Annotated in this window: 19 protein-coding genes and 1 pseudogene; 8 read left to right on the top strand and 12 right to left on the bottom strand. The window is 69.0% G+C overall.

Annotation, left to right across the window (positions count from 1 at the left end):
• The first annotated feature begins 46 nt into the window (after nucleotides 1-46).
• Complete coding sequence (locus MAA44156_RS14205; RefSeq protein ID WP_003875575.1) at nucleotides 47-622, top strand: ATP-binding transcription factor AbmR; 576 nt, start codon at nucleotides 47-49, stop codon at nucleotides 620-622.
• A gap of 46 nt (nucleotides 623-668) precedes the next feature.
• On the opposite strand, the gene MAA44156_RS14200 is transcribed toward MAA44156_RS14205, so the two are convergent.
• From MAA44156_RS14200 to MAA44156_RS14180, 5 genes are all read right to left on the bottom strand, one after another.
• A complete protein-coding gene (locus MAA44156_RS14200; protein WP_009975647.1) occupies nucleotides 669-2,483 on the bottom strand; it encodes a serine/threonine-protein kinase PknH/PknJ in 1,815 nt (604 codons plus the stop codon).
• A gap of 97 nt (nucleotides 2,484-2,580) precedes the next feature.
• Complete coding sequence (locus MAA44156_RS14195; protein WP_009975649.1) at nucleotides 2,581-3,726, bottom strand: BTAD domain-containing putative transcriptional regulator; 1,146 nt, start codon at nucleotides 3,724-3,726, stop codon at nucleotides 2,581-2,583.
• A 109-nt stretch (nucleotides 3,727-3,835) separates the two neighbouring features.
• The gene (locus MAA44156_RS14190; RefSeq protein WP_009975650.1) at nucleotides 3,836-4,171 is read right to left on the bottom strand and encodes a DUF732 domain-containing protein; all 336 of its coding nucleotides are present in this window, start codon (nucleotides 4,169-4,171) and stop codon (nucleotides 3,836-3,838) included.
• Between the two features lie 146 nt (nucleotides 4,172-4,317).
• Nucleotides 4,318-6,234, bottom strand: coding sequence for an ABC transporter ATP-binding protein (locus tag MAA44156_RS14185; RefSeq protein WP_009975651.1), 1,917 nt, complete (start codon nucleotides 6,232-6,234; stop codon nucleotides 4,318-4,320).
• Nucleotides 6,231-7,988, bottom strand: a complete 1,758-nt coding sequence (locus tag MAA44156_RS14180) for an ABC transporter ATP-binding protein (protein ID WP_009975652.1) — start codon at nucleotides 7,986-7,988, stop codon at nucleotides 6,231-6,233. Before MAA44156_RS14180 ends, MAA44156_RS14185 begins: the two co-directional genes overlap by 4 nt.
• Nucleotides 7,989-8,169: 181 nt before the next feature.
• Here MAA44156_RS14180 and MAA44156_RS14175 point away from each other — a divergent pair, with 181 nt between their 5' ends.
• Nucleotides 8,170-8,727 carry a DUF3558 domain-containing protein gene (locus MAA44156_RS14175; protein ID WP_003875581.1) on the top strand — a complete coding sequence of 186 codons (558 nt, stop codon included), beginning with the start codon at nucleotides 8,170-8,172 and terminating at the stop codon, nucleotides 8,725-8,727.
• Nucleotides 8,724-9,293: a DUF3558 domain-containing protein gene (locus MAA44156_RS14170; protein WP_023879800.1), complete on the top strand. Its 570-nt coding sequence runs from the start codon at nucleotides 8,724-8,726 to the stop codon at nucleotides 9,291-9,293. Before MAA44156_RS14175 ends, MAA44156_RS14170 begins: the two co-directional genes overlap by 4 nt.
• Before the next feature lie 26 nt (nucleotides 9,294-9,319).
• On the opposite strand, the gene MAA44156_RS14165 is transcribed toward MAA44156_RS14170, so the two are convergent.
• Together MAA44156_RS14165 and MAA44156_RS14160 are read right to left on the bottom strand one after the other, a co-directional pair.
• Nucleotides 9,320-9,823: a SixA phosphatase family protein gene (locus MAA44156_RS14165; RefSeq protein WP_029248423.1), complete on the bottom strand. Its 504-nt coding sequence runs from the start codon at nucleotides 9,821-9,823 to the stop codon at nucleotides 9,320-9,322.
• 31 nt (nucleotides 9,824-9,854) lie between these two features.
• Nucleotides 9,855-11,273, bottom strand: coding sequence for an HNH endonuclease signature motif containing protein (locus MAA44156_RS14160; protein WP_121035666.1), 1,419 nt, complete (start codon nucleotides 11,271-11,273; stop codon nucleotides 9,855-9,857).
• A gap of 240 nt (nucleotides 11,274-11,513) precedes the next feature.
• Between MAA44156_RS14160 and MAA44156_RS14155 the strand changes: the two genes are divergently transcribed.
• The 4 genes from MAA44156_RS14155 to MAA44156_RS14140 all read left to right on the top strand — a co-directional run bounded on the left by MAA44156_RS14155 (nucleotide 11,514) and on the right by MAA44156_RS14140 (nucleotide 18,259).
• Nucleotides 11,514-12,926, top strand: coding sequence for an IS110 family RNA-guided transposase (locus MAA44156_RS14155; protein ID WP_080555769.1), 1,413 nt, complete (start codon nucleotides 11,514-11,516; stop codon nucleotides 12,924-12,926).
• Between the two features lie 246 nt (nucleotides 12,927-13,172).
• Entirely contained in the window at nucleotides 13,173-14,324 is a 1,152-nt protein-coding gene (locus tag MAA44156_RS14150) for a metallophosphoesterase family protein (protein ID WP_009975661.1), read from the top strand.
• Complete coding sequence (locus MAA44156_RS14145) at nucleotides 14,321-16,951, top strand: AAA family ATPase (protein ID WP_009975663.1); 2,631 nt, start codon at nucleotides 14,321-14,323, stop codon at nucleotides 16,949-16,951. Before MAA44156_RS14150 ends, MAA44156_RS14145 begins: the two co-directional genes overlap by 4 nt.
• Nucleotides 16,952-17,014: 63 nt before the next feature.
• Nucleotides 17,015-18,259, top strand: coding sequence for an alpha/beta hydrolase (locus MAA44156_RS14140; RefSeq protein ID WP_011724138.1), 1,245 nt, complete (start codon nucleotides 17,015-17,017; stop codon nucleotides 18,257-18,259).
• On the opposite strand, the gene MAA44156_RS14135 is transcribed toward MAA44156_RS14140, so the two are convergent.
• From MAA44156_RS14135 to MAA44156_RS14120, 4 genes are read right to left on the bottom strand one after another with little or no spacing between them, the layout of a single operon-like run.
• Entirely contained in the window at nucleotides 18,246-19,922 is a 1,677-nt protein-coding gene (locus MAA44156_RS14135) for an ABC transporter family substrate-binding protein (RefSeq protein WP_009975665.1), read from the bottom strand. The genes MAA44156_RS14140 and MAA44156_RS14135 overlap by 14 nt on opposite strands.
• A gap of 10 nt (nucleotides 19,923-19,932) precedes the next feature.
• Nucleotides 19,933-21,768 carry a dipeptide ABC transporter ATP-binding protein gene (locus tag MAA44156_RS14130; protein WP_023879803.1) on the bottom strand — a complete coding sequence of 612 codons (1,836 nt, stop codon included), beginning with the start codon at nucleotides 21,766-21,768 and terminating at the stop codon, nucleotides 19,933-19,935.
• Complete coding sequence (locus MAA44156_RS14125) at nucleotides 21,765-22,640, bottom strand: ABC transporter permease (RefSeq protein WP_024636893.1); 876 nt, start codon at nucleotides 22,638-22,640, stop codon at nucleotides 21,765-21,767. The genes MAA44156_RS14130 and MAA44156_RS14125 overlap by 4 nt, the downstream gene beginning before the upstream one ends.
• Nucleotides 22,641-22,687: 47 nt before the next feature.
• Entirely contained in the window at nucleotides 22,688-23,662 is a 975-nt protein-coding gene (locus MAA44156_RS14120; RefSeq protein ID WP_009975670.1) for an ABC transporter permease, read from the bottom strand.
• Between the two features lie 148 nt (nucleotides 23,663-23,810).
• On the opposite strand from MAA44156_RS14120, the gene MAA44156_RS14115 reads away from it, so the two are divergent.
• Nucleotides 23,811-24,302, top strand: coding sequence for a beta-class carbonic anhydrase (locus MAA44156_RS14115; RefSeq protein WP_009975672.1), 492 nt, complete (start codon nucleotides 23,811-23,813; stop codon nucleotides 24,300-24,302).
• Between the two features lie 150 nt (nucleotides 24,303-24,452).
• Here the strand turns inward: MAA44156_RS14115 and MAA44156_RS14110 are convergent.
• Nucleotides 24,453-24,841, bottom strand: a pseudogene (locus tag MAA44156_RS14110) (PaaI family thioesterase).
• Nucleotides 24,842-24,843: the final 2 nt, after the last annotated feature.

The raw sequence follows: 24,843 nt of genomic DNA, 5'->3' as shown, positions 1-24,843 counted from the left end.
TGAACGGCCGTTCCCTTTGCACCTGTAACGGTGTAATCATGTAATTATGAAAGCACATCACGCACACCGGCGGTACGGCCGCCCCGGCGGCTGGCAGCAGGCCCAGCAGCCCGATGCCAGCGACGCTGCGGAATGGTTCGCCGGGCGTCTCCCGGAACAGTGGTTCGACGGCGACCCGACGGTGATCGTCGACCGCGAGGAGATCACCGTCATCGGAAAGCTCCCCGAGCCGGCCGACGCCGAGAAGGAGGCGAGCGAGGCCCGCGCAGCCGGCCGGGCATCGCGATTCCGCGAAGAGACCCGCTCCGAGCGAATGCGCATCGCCGACGAAGCCCAGGATCGCTACGGGCGCAAGGTTTCCTGGGGAGTCGAGGTCGGCTCCAAGACGGGCACCGAGCGAATCCTGTTCACCCACATCGCCGTACCCGTGATGACCCGGCTCAAGCAACCGGAACGCCAGGTGCTCGACACGCTGGTCGACGCCGGTGTCGCCCGGTCCCGCGCCGACGCGCTGGCGTGGTCGGTGAAGCTGGTCGGCGAACACGCCGAGGAGTGGCTGGCTCAACTGCGCGACGCCATGTCCGCGGTCGACGACCTGCGCGCGCAGGGCCCCGACCTGTAGCGCGAAAAGCGCTGCACCCCAAGGGTATTCGCGTGCAGACGACCGCTTACTCGTTGTCGATCTTGGCGACGATCTTGTCGGCGATCTGATCGCCCTGATCGGTGATGCGGTACCCGCAGGCGTTGATGTCGACGATCACGTTGTTGGCAACGCTGAGCGCGCGCTGGCACTCCCAGCCGTCGGCGCCCTCCTGGGTGTCCATCAGGGTGATCTTCGGCGGGGCGCCCTGAACCTGCGCGAACGTCCACCGGTAGGTCTTGCTCTTGTTGGTCACGGTCACCGTCTGGCCCGCGCATCCTTTCCACTTCTGCAGCGAGGTCTGCAGGAAGCTCTTGGCCTTGTCGGCGGACGGAAACAGCACCACGGCCTGGTTGACCCAGTGGTCGTAGTTGTCGCCGGCCTCCGACGACACCAGTCCGTTCACCGCCGAGTAACCGCTGCCCGCATACACCGGATCCTGGGTGGTGTACAGCGCGCCCTGGCAGTCCGGCACGGACACCGTCACCGACGAGCTGTCGGTGGCGGTGATCGGTTTGCCCGGCTCCATCGTCGAGGAGCCCATCACCGCGTTGACCTCGGACGCGCTGAGCAGCAGGGCGCCGAGCCGGTCGGAGGTCAGCGGTGCGGCCTGCGGGGGCTCCGGTTTGGGCCGGATCACCAGCCAGACGCCCACCCCGCCCGCGATGACGACGAGCACGGCGACGACCGCGGCGACGATCGGCCACACCCGCCGTTTCGGCGGCGGCCGGCCCCACGGCGGCGGCCCGGCGAATTGTGCTGGCGCAGCGGCCCAATTGGCGTTGCCGCCCTGGTAGTACGGCGGCCCGGGCTGCCCGGCGGCCGGGATCGGGCCGCTCTCCGGTGTCCAGCCCCGGCCAGCTTGTGACGCAGCGGAACCGGGCTGCCGGGTGTTGACGGCAGGCGGTGGCGCCAGCACCGTGCTGGCCCCGGCGTCGCGCTGCCCCGCGGCCGGCAGGGCGGCCTCTTGACTGCGCCGCAGGATGGTGGCGGCGCGGTCCTGGTCGGGGGTGGACAGCGCCTCCTTGGCGGCCAGCGCCAGATCGCCCGCGCTGGCGTAGCGATCCTCGGGCTTTTTGGCCATGCCGCGGGCGATCACCGCGTCGAAGGCCTTGGGCACCCCGGGCCGTCGCGCACTCGGCGCGGGAATGGGGTCCATCACGTGCGCCGAGACCAGCACCCCGGCGCTGTCGGCCCGATACGGCGCGGACCCGGTCAGGCACTCGAACAGCACGCATGCCAGCGCGTAGATGTCGGCCCGATAGGTGACCTCGGCGTCCGAAAACCGTTCGGGCGCCATGTATTTCCACGTCCCGACCGCCGTGCCGAGCTGGGTGAGCTTTTCATCGGTGGTGGCGCTGGCGATGCCGAAGTCGACCAGGTAGGCGAAGTCGTCGCGGGTGACCAGGATGTTTTGCGGTTTGACGTCGCGGTGCATCACCCCGGCGGCGTGGGCGGCATCCAGCGCGGAGGCGATCTGGGTGATGATGGCGACGGCGCGCGGCGGGGGCAGCGGGCCGAAGCGTTTGAGCACGCTGTCCAGGTCGGTGCCCTCGACCAGGCGCATCTCCAGAAACATCTGGCCGTCGATTTCGCCGTAGTCGTGCACGGGCACCACGTGCGGTTCCTGCAAACGACCGGCGGTGCGCGCCTCGCGCTTCATCCGCTCGCGAAACACCGGGTCGCTGCTGAAGCTTTCGTTGAGGAGTTTGACCGCCACCGTCCACTCCTTGACGGTGTGCTCGGCTTCGTAAACCTCACCCATCCCGCCGCGCCCGAGCAGCCGTTTCAGGTGGTAGGGGCCGAACATCGAGCCCACCTTCGAGGACCGCTCGTCGCTCATCGCGCATCCTTTCGACCCGAGACCGACAACGTGACGGTAAGCGCCCGCCCGTCGCGCCGCACGATAACGGCAACAATTGCCGCCGCCCGGTGCCGAGCTAACCGGCGTGCTGATTCTCTTCGGCCAGCCGGAAAGTGAATTCGTGCTCGCAGATCCGGATGCGGTCGCCGTCCTGCAGGACGGCGGCCGAGTGGATTCGTTGGTCTTGCACGTGCACGCCGTTGGAGGATCGCAGGTCGTTGATGATGTAGCTGGTTCCGGTGTCGACGATGACGGCATGGTGCCGGCTGACCCTGGGAGAGTCGAGGACGATGTCGTTGTCGTCCAGGCGCCCGATCGTCGTCGAGCCGCGCAGCGGAAACGCCCGCCCGGCCGCGTCGTGCAGCAGGGCTCCGGCGTTCCTGCCGGACGCCAGGGTGTAGTGCTCGAGCACGGTGACGGTGACCGCGGCGGTCGTCATGGCATTCTTCTTGGCGTCCAGCGGTTCCTGGCGCAGGATCCGGTCGTTGAGCATGCGCAGGTTCTGGCCCGGGTCGATCCCCAGGTCGTCGGCGAGTGACTTCTGCACGCGCCGATACGCGGCCAACGCGTCGGACTGACGGTCGGTGAGGTAGTACGCCGTCATCAACTGCGCCCACAGCTGTTCGCGGTAGGGATGTTCGCGGGTCAGCGATTCCAGTTCCGTGATTACGGAAAACGCACGGCCACAAGCTATTTCGGCTTCCGCTTGCGCGATGTGGGTCAGGATCTTCTCCTCCACCAGCGAGGTGGCGAAGGTGCCGACGAACCGGAACTCCGCCAGGTCTTCGAGCACCGGGCCGCGCCACTGCGCCAACGCGGCCGCCAGGTGCGCGCCGGCCTGTTCAAAGCGGCCGGAGGCCGCCGCCTGCACGCCGGCGGTCTTCTCGGTGATGAACCGACCGAGATCGCAACGGTCGTCGGGGATGTTGAGTCGGTAGCCCGGCGGCGCCGCGACCAGCACCGTGCGAGGGTCGACCCCGGCGTTGCTGAGCATCTTGCGCAGGTTGGATACGTAGGAGTGGAGGCTGGCCCGCGCCCCCGACGGCGGCGACTCGTCCCACAGTCCGGTGATCAGCCGATCGATGCCGACGGGGTTGTTGCGGTTCATCAGCAGCATGGCCAGCACCGCGCGCTGCTTGGGCGTGCCCAGGGGCACCAGGTCGCCGTCGACGGTCATCTCCAGCGGTCCGAGCAGGCCGAACTCGAGACGCTTGGCCATCATCGGGGTCGACCTGCCGTGCGGGGGGTCGGGTGGCAGGGGGGTCACAGGGGAGATTGTGACGCCCGGCGGCCGGATTCGTTGCGAATCCGAAGGGCCCGCGCGCGACCGGCTAGGCGGGCTGGCCGGAGAATTGCGGGCAGTAGGCCTGTGTCGCGGCGGTGACCAGGCCGGCCGCCTGCGGGGGAGTCAGGTTGGTCTGCCGGAAGACGGCGACGGTGACGGCGGTCGGGGTCTTGCCGGCGGACAGTTCAGCGCATACCTGGTGGCCCTCCCGCACGGCCTCCTGGGGCGACGGGAAAGAGACGCCGAGGCTTCGCATCTGGGCGAGGAACATCTCATCGCCGGTCTGCACGGCGCGGGCGGCGGCGGGTCCGGCCAGTCCGACGGCGGCGAGCCCGATGGCGGCGGCGGTGGTGAGCACGGTGATGATGCGGCGCGAGAACATTGTTGCCACCCCTTTCAGTTATCGAGTAGGACGATCCCAGCGTCGCGTTTGTTCCTTGGAAACTTCTCAATAACTTCTTGGTACCGAACGCGATTGCTTATCGATGCGCAGATCGCGGTGCCCGTCGTCGCTGTGTCCGCCCACCGCTATGCCTGGGTCATCGCGTAGTACACACCGCGCCGGGCCAGCAGTTCGGCGTTAGTGCCCTGTTCGACGATCCTGCCCGCCTCGATCACCGCGATGCGATCGGCATCGCGGATGGTCGAAAGACGGTGCGCGATAATGAAACTCGTGCGATCCCGGCGCAGTTCGCGGGTCGCGTGCGCGATCAGGGCTTCGGTGCGGGTATCGACCGAGCTGGTCGCCTCGTCCAGGATCAACAGCTGCGGACGGGCCAAAAACGCGCGCGCGATGGTGAGGAGTTGCCGTTCACCGGCGCTGAGGTTGCCGCCGTCGCCGCTCACCCGGGTGTGGTAGCCGTCCGGCAGGGTCTGGACGAAGCGGTCGACGTAGGCGGCCCTGGCGGCCGCCACGATCTCGTCGTCGCCGGCGCCGGGGCGCCCGTAGCCGATGTTCTCCGCGATCGTCCCGTCGAAGAGCCAGGTGTCCTGCAGCACCATGCCGATTCGCGACCGCAGCGCCCGCCGGTCCATCGTGGCGATGTCCACGCCGTCGATCGAAATCCGGCCGGCGTCAACGTCATAGAAGCGCATCAGCAGATTCACCAGCGTGGTCTTGCCGGCGCCGGTGGGGCCGACGATGGCCACCGTGCTGCCCGGTTCGGCCACCAGTGACAGGTCGTCGATCACCCGGATGCCCGGGCGGTAGGCGAAGCTCACGTGCGCGAACTCCACGCGTCCGACTCCTCCTGCGTCGCGGCCGGCGGGCCCCGGCGCGGCCGGCTTCTCCTCCGGCGGTGCGTCCGGCGGTTCCTCGGGCTCGTCGAGCAGGGCGAAGACGCGTTCGGCGCTGGCCACCCCCGACTGCAGCGTGTTGTACATTCCGGCCAGTTGGCTCAGCGGTGAATTGAATTGCCGCACATATTGAATGAAGGCCTGGATGTTGCCCAGGGTGATCTGTCCGGTGGCCACCTGCAGGCCGCCCAGCACGGCGACCGCGACGTAGCCGAGGTTGCCGATCACCGCCGTCGTGGGCGCCACCAGGCCGGAAAAGAATTGGGCCCCGAAACTGGCCCGATAGACCTCGTCGTTGAGGGCGCGGAAGCGGTCCCGGGCGGCGGCCCGGTGGCCGAACGTCTGGACCACCGTGAAGCCGCTGTAGGTCTCTTCGATGTGGGCGTTGAGCCGCCCGACGCTCGTCCACTGGGCGACGAACAGACGCTGCGAACGCCGCACGATCACCCGCGTCGCCAGCAGCGACAGCGGCACCGTCAGCAGGGTGATGCCGGCGAGCAGTGCTGAGATGGACAGCATCATCGCCAGCACCGTCAGCACGGTGAGCACCGACGTCAGCAGCTGGCTGATCGTCATCGACAGCGACGACTGGATGTTGTCGATGTCGTTGGTGACCCGGCTGAGTAGCTCACCGCGCTGACGCCCGTCGAAGTACGCCAGCGGCAGCCGGTGCACCTTGTCCTCGACGGCGGAACGCAGCGCCACCATGGTGCGTTGCACCGTGCGGTTGAGCAGCCGCGCCTGCACCCAAATCAACAGTGCCGAAACGAGATAGAGGAGCAGCGCCAGCGCCAGCGTGCGTGCGACCGCGCCGAAGTCCACCCCGCGGCCCGGCACCACGTTCATCCCGGACAGCAAGTCGGCGAAGGTGTTCTGCCCGCGGCTGCGCGCCGCGGCGACCGCCTGCGCCTTGCTGATCCCGGCGGGCAGTTGGCGGCCGACGACGCCGTTGAACAGCAGGTCGGTGGCGTGCCCCAGAATCCGCGGAACCATCACCCCGATCACCGTGCCGGCGATGCCCAGCGTGATCACCGCGATGGCCGTCCGACGTTGCGGCGCAAGCTGTTTGACCAGCCGGGCGGCCGAACCCCAGAAATCGCGGGACCGCCCGGCGGGAGCCGGGGGCGCCGGGCGGGTGGTCGTCGTCATGGGGTGCTCCCGGTGTGACCCGACGGCACTGCCCCCACCGACTGCGAGTCGGCGAACTCGGCGTAGACGGCGCAATCGGTGAGCAGCGCATCGTGCGTGCCGGCACCCGCCACCTTTCCGTCGTCGATCACCACCACCTGATCGACCGTCGCGGCGATCGAAACACGTTGCGTGACAACGATAACGGTGGCGTCACAGGTTATCTCGCGCAGCGCGGCACGAACCCGAGAGTCGGTGCGGGCGTCGAGCGCGGCGAACGAATCGTCGAACAGGTAGATGGCCGGGCGGCGGATGACCGCCCGGGCGATGGCGAGTCGTTGCCGCTGCCCGCCCGAGAAGTTGATGCCGCCCTGGGCGACCCGCATGTGCAGGCCGTCGGGGTGCGCACCCACGAAATCGTCGGCGGCGGCCACCCGCAACGCCTCCCACATCTGCTGCTCGGTCGCATCGGCCCTGCCGTAGCGCAGGTTGTCCGCGACCGTCCCGGAGAACAGGTAGCCGCGTTGGGGGACCAGACCGATCGCCGACCACAGCCGCTCGGTGCGGTAGTCACGCACGTCGATGCCGTCGACCAGCACGGCTCCGCCGGTCACGTCGTAGAGCCGGCAGATCAACGAGATCAGCGTCGACTTCCCCGAACCGGTGCTGCCGACGATCGCGGTGGTGGTTCCGGGTCGCGCGGTCAGCGAAATGTCTTGCAGCACCCGACGGTCGGCGCCGGGGTAGGTGAACGTCGCACGGTCCAGTCGCACGATCCCGGTGATCGCCCCCGGCGGGGACTTCGGGCTGGCCGGGTCGGCGACGGCGGCGCCGGTGGACAGCACCTCGGTGATCCGTTCGGCGCACACCGACGCGCGCGGCAACACCACCAGCGTCATCGTTGCCATCAACACCGCCATCAGGATCTGGGTGAAGTAGGCCAGGAAGGCGGTCAGCGAGCCGACATGCATCTGGCCGTGGTCGATGCGCAGCCCGCCGAACCAGATCAGCGCGACGCTGGACACGTTGATGGTCAGGGTGGTCACCGGCAGCATCAACGCCTGCCAATTGCCCGCCGCCAGCGCGGTATTCGACAGCGCGGCGTTGGCCCGGCCGAAGCGGTCCCGCTCGAAATCCTCCCGGGCGAACGCCCGCACCACCCGCACGCCGGATAGCTGGTCGCGCATCACCCGGTTGACGCCGTCGATCAGGGCCTGCATGCGGCGGAAGAGGGGAAGCATGTGCGACATCACCCAGTAGTTGGTCACCGCCATCACCGGGACGCTGATAAGCAGCAGCCAGGTCAGGGCGGCCTCTTGGTGGGTGGCCATCACGATTCCGCCGAGGCACATGATCGGGGCGGTCACCAGCACGGTGGCCGTTACCTGCACTAGGTACTGAATCTGGCGCACGTCGTTGGTGCTGCGCGTCAGCAGGGTGGGCGCCCCGAAGCGGGCGGTCTCCCGCTCGGAGAAGGTGATGACGTGCTCGAACATCGCCGCGCGCAGGTCGCGGCCGAAGCCCATCCCGGTGCGCGAGCCGAAATAGACCGCGCCCACCGCGCACAACGCCTGCACTGCGGTGACCCCGAGCATCACCACGCCGAGCCGCACGATGGTGGAGGTGTCGCCCTTGGCGACGCCCTCGTCGATGATGGCGGCGTTGACCGTCGGCAGATACAGCGACGCCAGATTGCTGATGACCTGCAGCGCCATCAGCACCGCCACCAGCCGCCGGTACGGCTGGATGTACTGGCGCAGCAGTGCCAGGAGCATGGGGTAACTGTCGCACACCCCGCGGCCGGCCGGCCGCGTCGCCGCCGGATCGTCACCGCGTCAAGGCTCGTCGCCGGCGGCGCCGAAATACCTGCTCAGGCGCGTCGGTGGTTGACCCGCTGGGCGGCCGCTACAGTGCATCGTGTGGACCAGCAGCGGGCAGAACGGAAGCAGGGTGGCGGTGCGGCGTAACACGAGGGCGCTGGCTCTCGTCGCGTCAGCCTTGACGATCCTGATCCCCGCGACCGCGGCCTGCTCCGACTCCGGCGGCTCCAAACCCGGGGCGACGACGTCGTCGGCGCCGCAGAACGGCCAGGGCAACCACGGGCCGATGTTCCCGCAGTGCGGCGGCATCAGCGACCAGACGGTCGCGGAACTGACCAAGGTGAGCGGCCTGATCAACACCGCGCGCAACTCCGTCGGATGCCAGTGGCTGGCGGGCGGCGGAATCCTCGGGCCGCACTTCTCCTTCTCCTGGTATCGCGGCAGCCCGATCGGGCGCGAGCGCAAGACCGAGGAGCTCTCCCGCGCCAGCGTCGACGACATCAACATCAACGGCCACAGCGGCTTCATCGCCGTCGGCAACGAGCCCAACCTGGGTGATTCGCTGTGCGAGGTGGGTATCCAGTTCTCCGATGACTTCATCGAATGGTCGATCAGTTTCAGTCAGAAGCCGTTCCCGCCGCCCTGCGACATCGCCAAGGAACTGGCCCGGCAATCGATTGCGAACTCGAAATGATGGCCATGATGCGTCCCGGACCGCGCCGCAGCACCGCTCGCGCCGCGGCGACCGTGTTGTTCCTCGCGCTGCTGGTGCTGACGGGCTGTTCCCGCTCGATCGCGGGCAACGCGGTCAAGGCGGGCGGCAACGTTACCCGCAACAACAATTCCCAGCAGCAGTACCCCAATCTGCTGAAGGAATGTGAGGTGTTGACCAGCGACATCCTGGCCAAGACGGTGGGTGCGGACCCGCTCGACATCCAGAGCACCTTCGTCGGCGCGATCTGCCGGTGGCAGGCCGCCAACCCGGCGGGGCTGATCGACATCACCCGGTTCTGGTTCGAGCAGGGCAGCCTGTCCAACGAGCGCAAGGTCGCCGAGTTCTTGAAGTACAAGATCGAGACCCGCAACATCGCCGGGATCGATTCGATCGTGATGCGTCCCGACGACCCCAACGGCGCCTGCGGGGTGGCGAGCGACGCCGCCGGGGTGGTCGGGTGGTGGGTCAACCCGCAGGCGCCCGGCATCGACGCCTGCGGCCAGGCCATCAAGCTGATGGAGCTGACGCTGGCGACCAATTCCTAGCTTCACCTTGGCTCGGCCGATGAGCCTCAGCGCGCAACGACGAAGTCGGTCAGCGTCGCCGCCCCGAGTTCCAGCTCCGTCCACCGGCACGGCACCGCGAGCACCGCGATCGCCGACGTCGGAAACTTGTTCGAGACACGTTCGGCCGCAGCGGGATTGGCGCCACTGCCGCCGCCCAGGCCGAGCGCAAGGGCCGACATCGTCGGCTCGTGTCCGATGACGAGCAGCGTGCTGACATCGTCGCCCACCGTGTTGATCTCGTCGATGACGATGCCCGGGGTGCTGGCGTAGAGCCGCTCGCTATATCGCACCGGCGCCTCGATGCGGGTGTTGCGTAGCGTCTCCCGGGTGCGCGTCGCGGTGGAGCACAGCACCCCATCGATGGCGGGCGCGCCGGCGCGCAGCCAGTCGCCGGCCAGGCCGGCCTGCCGGATGCCGCGCGGCGCCAACGGCCGATCATGGTCGGCGACGCCGTCGGGGTAGTCCGACTTCGCGTGCCGCATCAACAGCAGGGTGCGTCGGCCGGTCACGGCCAATCAGATTAGACGGCGGCAGGGTCGATCAGGCCGCGTGGTCGTCACCCTGGTCGGCTTCTTGTTCGCCGTCGGCTTCGTCCTCGTCGTCCTCACCCTGTAGGAGTTTTTCGGGGTGGTGGAAGGTGTTGGTGCGGGGTTGGTTTCGGTCTAGGTGGGGTGGTGGGAGCCATTGGGTTTCGCCGCGTGTGTTTTTGTGGGTGGTCCAGGCGCCGGGTTGGAGCAGGCGGTGGTGGGGTCCGCAGGCGAAGGTCAGGTCGTTGATGTTGGTGGTGTGGCAGGTGGCGTAGTCGGTGCAGTGGTGCACTTCGGCGTAGTAGCCGGGGACGGTGCAGCCGGGGGCGGTGCAGCCGCGGTCTTTGGCGTATAACACGATGCGCTGTGCGGGGGAGGCCAGGCGTTTGGTGTGATACAGGGCCAGGGCTTTGCCGTGGTCGAAGATCGCGAGGTAGTGGTGGGCGTGGCGGGATAGCCGGATCACATCGGACATGGGCAGCAGGGTGCCCCCGCCGGTGAGGCCCCGTCCGGCGGCGGCTTGGAGGTCGGCCAGGGTGGTGGTGACGATGATGGAGGCCGGTAGCCCGTTGTGTTGGCCGAGGTTTCCTGAGGCCAGCAGGGCGCGCAGGCCGGCCAGCAGCCCATCGTGGTTGCGTTGAGCCGCCGAGCGGGCATCATCGTCGATGGCCTGCTCGGTAGGCGTGCCGTCCACGCACGGGTTTTCGTCGAGGGGGTTGCACATGCCGGGGGCGGCGAGTTTGGCCAGCACGGCTTCGAGGGTGGCACGTAGTTCGGGGGTCAGTAGTCCGCGGAGTTCGGACATGCCGTCGGCGTGTTGGTTGCCGAGGGTGAGGCTGCGGCGGCGGGCGCGGTCTTCGTCGCGGTAGAGGCCGTCGGGGTTGAGGCAATCGGCCAGCGTGCCGGCCAACGCGGCGAGGTGTTCGGGCCGATACCGGGTGCCTTCCCTGGCCAGGTCGGTTTCGGCGCGCTCGCGGGTTGCCTGGTCGATCCAGCCGGGCAGCTGGTGGCAGAACTTACGGATCACGGCCACCTGCTCGGGACCCAACGACCCCTCTCGTTGCCGCGCGGCGGTGGCCGCCAGCAGCGGCGGCAACGGTTCCCCGGTCAGCCCGACGCGGGGGCTCAGGTCGGCGGCGGTGTGTACCCGCCGGGCGGCCTCGGCGCGGCTGATCAGGGTGGCCTCGGCGATCGCGTGCGAAAGCCGGCCACCCAACTCCGCCGGGCTGGCTTGCCGGGCAACGAGATTGATCAGCTGGTGTTCGGCGACGGGCAGGCGCCGGCGGGCTTTTTCGCAGCGCCCCAATAGCGCCAGGCATTCCCGCGGGGTCAAGCCGTCGAAACCGAGCGCCGCCACGCCGTCGAGCGCGGCATCGAGCGCATCGAAGGCCGCGCTGATCGCGTCCCGATCGATGATGCTGCCCGAACTCATGCCCCCGAAACTAGGGCAGCCCACCGACATTTAGGTTTAGTGGGCGTCCGCGGACGGCCGAGGCCACCGACCGGAACACCTGGTGATTCCTGATTTTTGAGTGGTCGTCCGCGGCGCGTCTCAGGTGCCGACCGGTGTCCCTGTTCGGGAACTTGGAGCCGCTCGGGAGCGGACTTCTGCTTGCGGAATGTCTGGGCCATGCCCGTCGGAGCCGGGGACTGACCTGGATCCGTCGAAAGGATGTGCGTGGAACTGATTTTGGGTATCGACGTGGCGTGCCGGGCTGCTCATCAAGCATCGCTGGCCCGTCCCGATGGGACGTATGTGTGGACCGGACGAAAGTTCTTCACCCGGCCCGCCGACCTCGAAAAGCTCTGGAAAGTAATCGGACTCAGCGAGCAAGACACCGTGCGGGTGGTGATGGAGCCCACCCGCAACGCATGGGTTCCGCTGGCATCCTGGTTTCGTCATCACGGCGCCCGGATCTCGATGGTGCCCACCACCCAGTCAGCAGACCTGCGCGCCTACTACTCCAAGCACACCAAAAATGACCATCTGGACTCCAAGCTGTTGGCCCGGTTGCCCTTGCTGCATCCAGAGGGGCTGCGTGACCACAGCGGCGACGGGCCCGGCGAACCGCTGCGGCGCCTGGTCAAGATCCGCTCCTCGATCGTCAAGCGCCGCACCGCAGTCTTCCAGCGCCTTGACGCCCAGCTCGAGCTCCTCGGTCCAGCCTGGTACGACGCGCTGGGATCCAACTATGGCAAGGCCGCGCTGGCACTGCTGGCCCGCTACGCCGACCCGCACAGCCTGATCCGTCTCGGCCATGCCCGCCTGACCCGCTTCCTGATCCGCCACTCCCGCGGCGCCTGGCGCGAACCACACGCCACCCTGCTGTTGACCGCCGCCCAAGAATCGCTGCAGCTATGGGGATCTGGCGCTAATGCCCGCATCGACTTCGCCGAACTGGCCGCCGACATCGCTACCGAAGCCGAGCAAGCCCAGATGCTCACCGAGCAGATCGACGACCTCGACGAGCGCGCCGCCAACCTCTACGCCGAGGCCGACCCGCGCGGCATCATCGCCTCAGCACCCGGCGTCGGGCCCGTCACCTGTGCGGTCATCGCCGGCCGCATCGGCGACCCGCACCGGTTCCACTCCCTAGCCGCCATCCGCGCCTACTCCGGCCTCGTCCCCAAGGTCAACCAGTCCGGACAAGCAGAACAGCGCCACGGACTCACCAAAGCCGGTGACCCGCTGCTGCGCGAAGCCCTCTTCGCCGCCGCTGACCAAGCCCGCAAGAGCGACCCGCAACTGGCCGCGAAATACAAACGCCTGATGAGCACCGAGCGCCACCACGATTCGGCGATCTGCCACATTGCCACCATCCTGCTCACCCGCATCGCCACCTGCTGGCGCGCCGGAGCGCACTACGTGCTGCGCGACACCGACGGACGACCCATCACCTTCGAAGAAGGACGCCGCATCGTCCGCGCCCACCACACCGTCGACAAGAAGACTCGCATCAACGCTGCCTCCAAGCGCTACTCCCAGCGCCAAAAAGGCAGGACGGGCCGGGAACAACAGGAGTCGCTACGCGCTCCAATTCACCGGCCCGTCCACCCCAGCATAAAACCCACCGAAGTAGCTTGACTCCCCTTAGGAACTCAAAAAACCCCGCAATGTGACCACAGAAACGAAAGTGACATAAGAGATTTAGTCGGGCGCCTCCGAGCGTGCCGGTGGCCCACGACCCCAACCGGCGATCAAGCCCGCCCCATCGAGACCCGGCGGATTCTCCCTTCGAGACCTGCCGATCGACGTCCCGCGTCTTGTCGGTGCGCAGACCTAAACTCGCGATGCCCTGATAAACACGCACTTCGAAAGGGGGTCGCCGGCATGCGATTCCTGCACACCGCCGACTGGCAACTGGGCATGACGCGCCACTTCCTCGCCGGTGATGCCCAGCCCCGCTATTCGGCGGCCCGCCGCGACGCGGTCGCCGGGCTGGGCGCGCTCGCGGCGGAGGTCGGCGCCGAGTTCGTCGTCGTGTCGGGCGACGTGTTCGAGCACAACCAGCTTCCGCCGAAGGTGGTCGGGCAGTCACTGGAAGCCATGCGCGCCATCGGAATTCCGGTGTATTTGCTCCCGGGCAACCACGACCCGCTGGACGCCTCGTCGGTGTACACCGGCGCGCTGTTCACCGCCGAACGTCCGCACAACGTGACGGTGCTCGATCGGGCCGGCGTTCACCAGGTCCGCCCCGGGCTGCAGCTCGTCGCGGCGCCGTGGCGGTCCAAGGTGCCCACCACCGACCTGGTCGGCGAGGTTCTCGACGGCCTGCCCGAGACCGACGACACCCGAATCCTCGTCGGGCACGGCGGGGTTGACGTCCTGGACCCCGATCGGGACAAACCCTCGCTGATCCGGCTCGCCAAGCTCGAGGACGCGCTGACCCGCGGCGCCGTGCACTACGTGGCGCTGGGCGACAAGCACTCGCTGACCCAGGTCGGCAGCAGCGGCCGGGTGTGGTACTCGGGCTCGCCGGAAGTCACCAACTTCGACGACGTGGAAGCCGACCCGGGCCATGTGCTGATCGTCGACATCGACGAGGCCGATCCGCGCCGCCCCGTCTCGGTGACCGCCCGGCGCATCGGATGCTGGCGATTCGTCACGCTGCACCGGCAGGTCGACAGCAGCCGCGACATCGCCGACCTGGACATGAATTTGGACCTGATGACCAACAAGGACCGAACCGTGGTGCGCCTGGCGCTGACCGGTTCGCTGACCGTCACCGACCGCGCCGCGCTGGACGCCTGCCTGGACAAGTATGCGCGGCTGTTCGCCCACCTGCGCACCTGGGACAGCCACACCGAGCTGGCCGTGATCCCGGCCGACGGCGAATTCAGCGACCTGGGCATCGGAGGCTTCGCCGCCGCGGCGGTCGAGGAGCTGGTGGCGACCGCGCGCCAACAGGATTCCGACACCGCCGCCGACGCGCAGGGGGCGCTGGCGCTGCTGTTACGGCTCGCCGATCGGGGCGCGGCGTGAAGCTGCACCGGCTGACCCTGACGAACTACCGCGGCATCGCGCACCGGGAAATCGAATTCCCCGACCACGGTGTGGTGGTGGTGTGCGGCGCCAACGAGATCGGCAAGTCGTCGATGATCGAGGCCCTGGATCTGCTGCTGGAGGCCAAGGACCGCTCCACCAAGAAGGAAGTCAAACAGGTCAAGCCCACCCACAGCGACGTGGGTGCCGAGGTTTCGGCCGAAATCAGTTGCGGTCCATACCGATTCGTCTACCGCAAACGGTTCCACAAAAAGTGTGAGACGGAGCTGACGGTGATCACGCCGTACCGCGAACAGCTGACCGGCGACGAAGCCCACGAACGGGTCCGGGCGATGCTGGCCGAGACGGTGGACAGCGACCTGTGGCATGCCCAGCGCGTGCTGCAGGCGGCGTCGACCGCCGCGGTGGATCTGTCGGGGTGCGACGCGCTGTCCCGCGCGCTCGACGTCGCCGCCGGCGACAGCGGCGGGCTGTGCGGCACCGAGCCGTTGCTCATCGAACGCATCGACGCCGAATACGCCCGCTATTTCACCCCGACCGGACGCCCGACGGGGGAGTGGGCCGCCGCGATCGCCCGGCTGGCCGACGCCGAGGCCGCCGTCGCCGAGTGCGCGGCCGCCGTCGCCGAGGTCGACGAGCGGGTGTCCCGCCACGCCGCGTTGACCGAACAGGTGGCCGACCTGTCCCAGCGCCGAATCGCCGCCGGCCCGCGAGTGACGGCCGCGCGGCAGGCCGCCGACCGGATCGCCGAGCTCACCGCCCAGCGCCGGGAAGCCCAACTGGTCGCCGAGGCCGCGGCGGCCACCAAAGCCGCGGCGGCCCAGGCCCACTCCGGCCGGCTACAACTGCTCGCCGACATCGACAGCCGGGCCGCCGCCGTCACGCAGACACAGGCTCAGGTCCAGCAGGCCGCGGCCGACCACGCGGCGGCCCGGGCCGACGCGCAGGCCTGCGACACCGCGCTGCAGCACGCCACCGAGGCCCTGGCCGAGCTGGAGCGCCGGGTGCAGGAGGCGCAGCGCACCGTCGAGCGGTTGGCCGGCCGCGAGGAGGCCGACCGGTTGGCCGCTCGGCTGGACAAAATCGATGCCATCCAGCGCGATCGCGAGCGCATCAGCGCCGAGCTGAGCACCATCGCGGTCACCGAGGAGTTGCTGCGCCGCATCGAGGACGCCGCCGCCGCGGTCGACCGCATCGGCGACCAGTTGGCGTCGACGTCGGCGGCCGTCGAATTCACCGCGGTCGCCGACATTCACCTGGTGATCGGCGACCGGCAGGTGTCCCTGCCGGCGGGGCAGAGCTGGTCGATCACCGCCGTCGGGCCCACCGCGGTCGAGGTTCCCGGTGTGCTGACCGCCCGCGTCATCCCGGGCGCGACCACCCTGGATGTGCAAGCGAAACACGCTGCGGCGCAACAAGAACTGGCCGCAGCGCTGATGGCGGGTGCCGTTGCCGACCTTGCCGCCGCCCGATCCGCCGACCAGCGGCGCCGCGAGCTGCAGGGCACTCGCGACCAGCTCGGCGCCACCCTGGCCGGATTGTGCGGCGACGAGCCGCACGACGAGCTGCGGTCGCGGCTGGCCCGGCTGCGCGCCGAGCATCCGGAGCAGCCGGCCGAGCCGACGGGTGGGGCCGCCGACCTCGCCGCCGCCCGCACCGAACTCGAAACGCTCGCGCAGGCCCGCGCCTGCGCGTCGGCCGAATGCGACACGCACCGTCAGGCCGCCACCGCCGCGGCCGCCAGGCTTGCCGAAACCGCAACGGCGGCAACGGTTCTGCAGAACAGGCTGGACACCCTGCGGGCCGAGCTGGACGCGGCCACCGGTCGGCTGGCCGCCGAGCGCGCGTCGGTCGGCGACGAGGAGTTGGCGGCGTCAGCCGATGCGGCGCTGCGCGCCGAGCAGGCCGCCGAACGTCGGGTCGCCGAACTCGCCGACGCCCTGGCGGCGGCGTCTCCGGACTCCGTCGCCGCCGAATTAGCCGATGCCACACAGGAATCCGAGTCGCTGCGGGAGCGCTACGAAGAAGCGGCCGGCGCGCTGCGCGAGGTGACGATCGAGCTGTCCGTCTTCGGCAGCGAGGGGCGCCAGGGCAAGCTCGACGCCGCGGAAACGGAGCGCGAGCACGCCGCCAGCGAGCACAGCCAAGTCGGCCGCCGGGCCCGCGCCGCCCAGCTGCTGCGCTCGGTCATGACGCGGCACCGCGACACCACCCGGCAGCGTTACGTCGAGCCCTACCGCGCGGAATTGCAGCGGCTCGGCCGTCCGGTGTTCGGCCCCACCTTCGAAGTCGACATCGACAGCGACCTGTGCATCCGCAGCCGCACCCTCAACGGCATCACCGTGCCCTACGAGTCCCTGTCCGGCGGCGCCAAGGAGCAGCTGGGCATCCTGGCACGGCTGGCCGGCGCCGCGCTGGTCGCCAAGGAGGACGCCGTCCCGGTGGTGGTCGACGACGCGCTCGGTTTCACCGACCCGGACCGGCTGGCCAAGATGGGGCAGCTGTTCGACAGCGTGGGAAGCCACGGGCAGGTGATCGTGCTCACCTGCAGCCCGGACCGGTACGACGGCGTCAAGGGCGCGCACCGCATCGACCTCAGCGCTTAGCCCGCGCGGCCGAGCCGCCGGCCGGCCCCGCCTGCAGAATGGGACCATGGCGGTCCGACCCGAATGACGATGAACGCAAAGCGGCGGCGCATGCAGCAGCGGCTGGCGAAACTGCCCGGTGTGCGCGCCGTGCGCCGGCCGATCTCGCCGGACACCGCCGACGAGTTCGACCTGTACTACGTGCGCGCCGGCCGCAAGTCCCGCCACCCGGTGGTCATCATCCCCGGCGGGCCGGGCGTGGCGTCGGTGCAGATGTACAAGGGGCTGCGCCGGCGCGCCGCTGCGGCCGGTCTCGACGTCATCATGATCGAACACCGCGGGGTGGGGATGTCGCGTCACGACGACGCCGGCGCCGACCTGCCGCCGGAGGCGATGACGGTCAATCAGGTGGTCGACGACGTGGCGGCGGTGCTCGACGACGCCCGCGTGGATTCGGCGGTGGTCTACGGCGCGTCGTACGGCACCTACATCGCGTCCGGCGTGGGCGTGCGTCATCCCGCCCGGGTGCACGGGATGGTGCTCGATTCGCCGCTGCTGTCCCGGCACGACATTGTGATCGTGCGCCGGGCGATTCGCCGGCTGCTGCTGCGCGGCGACAGCCCCGAAACCGCTTCGCTGGCACCGAAAATGCGCAAACTTGTCGACGCCGGGCTGATGACCGCGACGGCGACACAGGTGGTGGCGACGATCTACGGCTACGGCGGGGCGCGGCTGCTCGAGCGGCAACTCGACCTGCTGCTGGATGGCCGAAAACTGTTGTGGTGGACGCTTTCCCGCTTCACCACCCTGCGCAACCTGCCGTTTCGGTATGAAGAGGACCTGGTGAGCCGCATCGCGCTTCGCGAGCTGGACTATGCCGCCGAACCGGACGGTCTGCCGCTTGACCCCGCCGTGGCAGAACGCGAAGTACGCACGCAGACAGCGACTTTCGAGGACGAGCCCTACGACCTGCCGGCCGAGATGCCGAGCTTCGACTGGCCCACCGCGGTGGTGTCCGGCGGTCGCGACCTCATCACCCCACCGGCGGTCGCCGAGCGCGTCGCGTCGCTACTGCCCCATGCGGTGCTGCTGAGCCTGCCGGACATGGCGCACAGCGCGCTCGATTTCCACGAGGCCGTCGCGCTGGCCAGCGCCGACGCGGTGCTGCGCGGCGACCTGGCCGGACTCGCCGCCCGGGCCTGCACCCTGAACGCGCTTCCGCCACGCCCCGAGGTGCGGCTGCTGTGGGCCCTGATCGCGGCGGCCGCCATGATCGAGGGCGCGCTGCCGATCCCGGCGCCGCTGCGGCGCCGGCTCAGCTGCGGGTGAACCCGATCGCGGTGTAGTTCAGATCGCCCAGACCCGCGGCGCCGAAGTTCGCCAGCGTGCTGCGTACCGCGACGTCACCGGGCGACTGCGTCAGCGGCAGGCTGAACCCTTCCGCCCAGATCAGCTTGTCCAGGTCGTTGGCCAGGGCGCGCGCCTTGTCCGGATCGAGCTCTTGTAGGGTGCGTTCGATGGCGGCGTCGATCTGCGGGCTGCCGATCTTGCCGAAGTTGCTCTCCCCGTCGGACTTGTAGATCTGGGTCAGCGCCGAGAGCGGGAATGCGTCACCGAGCCAACCGAATTGGGCCATGTCGAAGGCGCCGACGTTGATGTAGTTGGTGAAGAATCCGCTGCCCGCGCGGGCGACGAGTTCGAGCCTGACGCCGATTTGGGCCAGGCTGTGCTGCGCGATCTGGGCGAACTGCCGGCTGCCCTGGGCGTCGTAGAAGAGATCGCGGATGACCAGCTGCCGCCCGTCCTTCTCGCGGAACCGGCCGTGCAGCTTCCAGCCCAACGCGTCGAGCTCCCGGCCGGCCGCGGCCGGGTCGTAGGGAACCGTCGTGCTGTTGTCCTGATAGCCCTGTTGTCCGGCGACGTAGATGTGATTGCCCAGCGCCACCGGGTTGCTGGTGAGGCCGTACTGCACCACCTTGGCGATGGTCTGCCGATCGATGCCCTTGGACACCGCGACGCGCAGCGCCCGGTCGGCCAGGATCGAGCCGGGGGCGCCGTTGAAGGTGAAGTGGGACCAGGCCGGGGCGGGGGCGCGCCGGATCGAGATGCCCGCGGTGTGCTCGGCGATGGTCAGCTGATCGAGGGTGCCGACCCCGGTGGCGTCGATCGTGTTGTTCTGCAGCGCCGGCAGCCGTGCGGCGTCGTCGAGTACCAGGTAGGTGATGCTGTCCAGGCGCGGCCGCGTCCCCCACCATTTCGGGTTGCGGCTCAACACGATCCGCTGCGTGGTGCGATCCAGTGACGACACGATGAACGGGCCGGCCGACGGTCCGGGCCCCTCGAGCTGACCCTTGTTGAACGCCTCCGGCGTGGCGGTCATGCTCTTGGGCAGCAGCATGCCGTTGCCCGCGAACATGCCGCGCCACTCGGCATACGGCTTGGCGAAGGTGACGACGGCCTGCCGGTCGTCGACGCCGCGGGTCACCGAGGCGACGCGCTCGGCCCCGCTGGACCCGGCGATCTCGAACGTCTTGTCGGCGCCGCTCAGCGCGTGGATCTGGCTGGCGATGTCCTCCCAGGTGATCGGGGTGCCGTCCGACCACACCGCCTTGGGATTGATCGTGTAGGTCACCACTTGCGGTGCGGTGCCGGTGAGTTCGACGCTGGTGAAGTAGTCGGTGTCCACCGTGGTCGAGCCGTCCGGGCCGATGACGAAGGCCCGCGGCAAGGTGGCCTTCATCATCGCCGAAACGTCGGCGGAGTTTCCGTCGATGTGCAAGATGTTGAAGTTGGGCGGGAAGTCGGTCAGCGCGAGGCGCAGGTTGCCGCCGTCCTGCAGGGTGGCCGGATCGCGCGGGTTGATGTCGCTGGTGGTGCCGATCCGCGCGTTCTGCCCGGTTTCGGGAACCAGGTTGATGGCCGGTGAGCAGCCCGCCACCGCCAGCACGACCGCGGCGACCAGCGCGGCCGGCCGAAATCCGCAGCGCCCCAAGCCAAGCCCGCTAGCCACGGCTGCCCGGATTCGGTTGTGGCACCGCGTCCAGCAGCCGCCGCGTGTATTCGTGTTGCGGGTTGCCGAAGACCTGACTGCTGTCGCCCTGCTCCACGATGGATCCGGCGTACATCACTGCCACGTCGTGGGCGAGATGCTTGACCACCGAAAGATCATGGGAGACAAACAGATAGGACAGTTGAAATTGCGCTTGCAGGTCCAGCAGCAGGTTGATGATCCCGGCCTGGATGGACACGTCGAGTGCGGAGACGGGTTCGTCGAGCGCGAGGATCTTCGGTTGCAGCGCCAGCGCTCGCGCGATACCGATGCGCTGTTTCTGCCCGCCGGAGAACTCCGCGGGGTAGCGGGCCGCGTCGGCCCGTCGCAGCCCCACAGTCTCGAGCAGCTCGGCGACGCGCGCGTTGGTGTGGTCCTTGTCGAAGCCGTTGGCCCGCAACGGTTCGGCGAGCAGCTCGAAGACCGGCAGCCGCGGGTCCAGCGACGCGACCGGGTCCTGGAAGACCACCTGGATGTCGCGTCGCAGCGAGCGTCGGCTCGCCGGGCTCAACGCGGCGACGTCGGTGCCCAACACCTCGATGGACCCCGATTGCGGCGCAACGAGTTCCAGGATCTCGTGCAGGGTGGTCGATTTCCCCGACCCGGACTCGCCGACGATGCCCAGGGTGCGGCCCTGTCGCAGCTGGAAACTGATCCGGTCCACCGCCCGCACTTCGCCGGCGCTGCGGCGTAACACGCCCTTGGTCAGCCGATAGGTCTTGGACAGCTCGCGCACCCGAACGAGGACGGGCGAGTTGGCCGGCTCGCCCGGGTGGGGTTGGGTGCGCACCCCGTAGATGTCGGCCGCGCTGCGCCCGTCGACCTGGTCGGTGCGGATGCACGCCGCCCGGTGATCGGGGCCGACGGGCAGCAATTCCGGTTCCTGTGAACGGCATTCGTCGATCGCCAGCGGGCAGCGCGGGGCGAACGGGCACCCCGGATCCAGGCCGGCCAGCGACGGCGGCGCGCCCGGGATCGGCACCAACCGGGTGCCCTGGGCGGCGTCCAGTCGCGGCACCGAGCCCAACAGGCCCACGGTGTAGGGCATTCGGCGGTCCCGGTACAGGCTCGCCACCGCAGCCGATTCGACGACCCGACCGGCGTACATCACCAGCGCCCGGTCGGCGAGCTCGGCGACCACCCCGAGGTCGTGCGTGATGATCAGCACCCCGGCGCCGGTGATGTCGCGGGCCGTCTTGAGCACCTCGAGGATCTGCGCCTGCACGGTGACGTCCAACGCGGTGGTGGGCTCGTCGCAGATCAGCAGGTCGGGGTCGTTGGCGATCGCGATCGCGATGACCACGCGCTGTCGCTCCCCGCCGGACAGCTCGTGCGGAAACGCCCGGGCGCGTCGCTGCGGCTGCGCAATGCCCACCAGCTCAAGCAGTTCCACCGCGCGGTCGCGGGCGGCCTTCCTGCCCACCCGTGGCTGGTGGATCGTGATCGCCTCGGCGATCTGATCGCCGACGGTGTACACGGGCGTCAGCGCCGACATCGGATCCTGGAACACCATGCCGACCGCCCGGCCGCGCAACCGCGACATCGCGTCGTCGCCCAGGCCCAGCAACTCGGTGTCGTGCAACCGGACCGAGCCGCGTACCCTGGCGTGCTCGGGCAACAGTCCCATCACGGCCATCGCCGAAACAGACTTCCCCGAACCCGATTCGCCGACCATGGCGACGACTTCCCCCGGTTCGATGCGATAGCTGATGCCGCGCACCGCGGTCACCGGCGCATCGCCGGCCGGGAAGGTGACGGCCAGGTCGGTCACCTGCAGCAGCGGGCTCATCGGCGACCACCGCGGGCCGGCCCGCTGCCGGGGTCCAGCGCGTCGCGCAGGCCGTCTCCGGTCAGGTTGGCGCACACCAGGATCAGCACCAGGACGCCGGCGGGAAACAGGAACACCCACGGAAAGGTGGTCGCCGACTGGGTGCCGTTGGCGATCAACGTCCCCAGCGACACGTCCGGCGGCTGGACACCGAAACCCAGGAAACTCAAACCTGTTTCGGCCAGGATGGCCGAGGCGACGTTGAGCGCGGCGTCGATGATCAGGATGGACGCCACATTCGGCACCACATGCCCGACGATGATACGACGGCTGGACACACCCATATACCTTGCCGCCCGGATGAATTCGCGCTCGCGCAAGCTCATCGTCATGCCCCGCACCATGCGCGAGCTGACCATCCAGCCGAACCCGGCCAGCAGCAGGACGAGCATCAGGATATTGGCGGAGTTCTTGGTGCGCGGCGTCACGATGGCGATGAGGATGAAGCTGGGCACCACCAACAGCAGGTCCACCAGCCACATCAGCACCCGGTCGCGCCAGCCACCGAAATAGCCGGCGATCGAGCCGACGGTGGCGGCGATGCCGGTGGAGATGACCGCGACGCAGACACCGATCAGCATCGACTTCTGCATCCCGCGCAGGATCTGCGCCAGCAGGTCCTGTCCCAACGCGTTGGTGCCCAGCCAGTGGCGCGCGTTCGGCGGCTGCAGCAGCGCGTCGAAATCGAGGTCCTGATAGGAATATGGGAGCACCGCGGGCAGCGTGTAGCAGCCGACGAACAACAGCACCAACAGCGTCAGCGAGGTCACCGCCAACCGGTTGCGGCCGAACCTGCGCAGCACCAGCGTGCGCCGCGAGGCGAAGCCCGCCACTTCGTGGCCCGAAAAGCCGTGAGCACCATCGACATTCGCCTGGGCGGTCATGACACCCGGACCCGCGGATCAAGAGCGGCGTAGAACACGTCCGAGAGCAGACCGGCCAGCAGCACCACCGCGCCGGAGAACAGCGTGATCGCCGCGACGATGTTGGTGTCCTGCGTCGCGACGCCCTGCACCAGCCATTCGCCCATGCCGTGCCAGCCGAAGATCTTCTCCACGAACACCGCCCCGGTGACCAGACCGGCCACCCCGTAGGCGAACAGGGTGGCCAGCGGGATCAGCGCGGTGCGCAGGCCGTGCTTGACCAGCGCGCGCCGGCGGGTGAGCCCCTTGGCGCGGGCGGTGCGAATGAAATCCTGGCCGAGGACGTCGAGCATCGCGTTGCGCTGATAGCGGCTGTATCCCGCCGCGGCGGCCAGCGCCAGGGTCAGCGACGGCAGCACCAGATGCCGCAGCCGGTCGAGCAGCGCGGCGGCCCCACCGGTCACGCCCGGCGACGTCTCACCGGTGTAGTCGAAAACCTGTACGCCCAGGGCCCAGTTGACTCGCAGCGCGGCGAGGATCAACAGGCTGGCGATGACGAAGGTCGGGGTGCTCAGCACCAGCAGCGCCAGCATGGTGACCACGCGGTCGCTGAGGCGGTACTGCCGAATGGCGCCCCACGCGCCGGCCGCGATCCCCGCGACGGTGCCGATCAGCGAACCAATCACCAGCAGCCGCAGCGTCACTCCGACGCGGCGCCCCAGCGAGGCGCCCACCGGCTGCCCGGTGACGGTCTTGCCGAAGTCGCCGCGGACCGCGTGTGAAGCCCAGTGCGCGTAGCGGATTGGGATCGGCTCGTCCAGACCCAGGCTGTGGGCCTTCGCATCGATGACGGCCTGCGGGGGCCGCGGGCTGCGCTGCAACAGGCTGTCCAGCGGCTTGAACGCCACCGACGTCAGGCAGAACGTCAGGAACGACGCCAGCGCCAGCAGGACGAGGTAGTTGAGCAACCGGCGCGCCAGAAAGCGAGTCATGCCCCACCACAGTGCCGCATTGGGACAGGTTAGCCAGACGAACGCGAACCTTCCGATCGTGCTGATTGCCAACGGTGAAAATCAGGTACCCGATTGTTAAGATCCGTCGCGGCGGCAGTCCGCGTAGCAAATTTTCGAGGAGACTGGCATGGCGGTTACCGATGACTACCTGGCCCACAATGCCGGGTACGCGCGCAGCTTCGAGGGACCACTGCCGATGCCACCCAGCAAACACGTCGCGGTCGTCGCGTGCATGGACGCGCGGCTGGACGTGTATCGCATCCTCGGCCTGCGCGAGGGGGAGGCCCACGTCATCCGAAACGCCGGCGGCGTCATCACCGACGACGTGGTCCGCTCACTGGCCATCAGCCAACGGCTGCTGGGAACCCGGGAGATCATCCTGATCCACCACACCGACTGCGGGATGCTCACCTTCACCGACGACGACTTCAAGCGCGGCATCCAGGAGGAGACCGGGATCAAACCGCCCTGGGCGGCGGAGGCCTTTGCGGATCTGGCCGAGGATGTCCGGCAGTCGCTGCGCCGCATCGAGGCCAATCCGTTCGTCACCAAGCACGTCTCGGCCCGCGGATTCGTGTTCGACGTCGCCACGGGCAAGCTCGACGAGGTCAAGCCCTAGACTCGTCCGGCGAGCGTGTAGTCAGCGCGAAAAAACGGCCCGAACGTCACCGTGGGTGCACGCTCGGCCGACAACTCGGGCGCCGGCCGACACAACTCGGGCGCCGGCCGACAACTCGGGCGCCGGCCGACAACTCGGGCGCCGGCCGGCTCACCCCACCTTGTAGGTGGCCAGCGCCTTGGCCACCAGCGTGCCCTGCGGGTCGACGATCTCGGCCTCGCAGTTGACCACCGACCGGCCCCGCCGCAGTACCCGGCCGACCCCGATCACGTCGCTGGCCGGGCCGGGGCCATGAAGTCCAGGGCCATCGACACCGTCACCCCGCGCAGCTGCGGCGGCGCCTGGGCGCCGCACCACGCCGCCGCCATCACGGTGAGATCGGCCAGCGTGGCGATGGCGCCGCCGTGCACCATGTCGCCGATCGTCACGTTGGAGGGATCCCAGGGCAGCCGCAGCCGGACCTCGTCCTCGTCCAGCCGCTCGGCCACTATGCCGAGCTTGACGACGAACGGCGACTGGGGCAGGAACTGGGCGATCACGT

The organism is Mycobacterium avium subsp. avium (assembly GCF_009741445.1).
Taxonomy (GTDB): Bacteria; Actinomycetota; Actinomycetes; order Mycobacteriales; family Mycobacteriaceae; genus Mycobacterium; species Mycobacterium avium.
The sequence above is the reverse complement of the archived record's forward strand: the minus strand, read 5'-3'. Positions and strand labels throughout refer to the sequence as shown.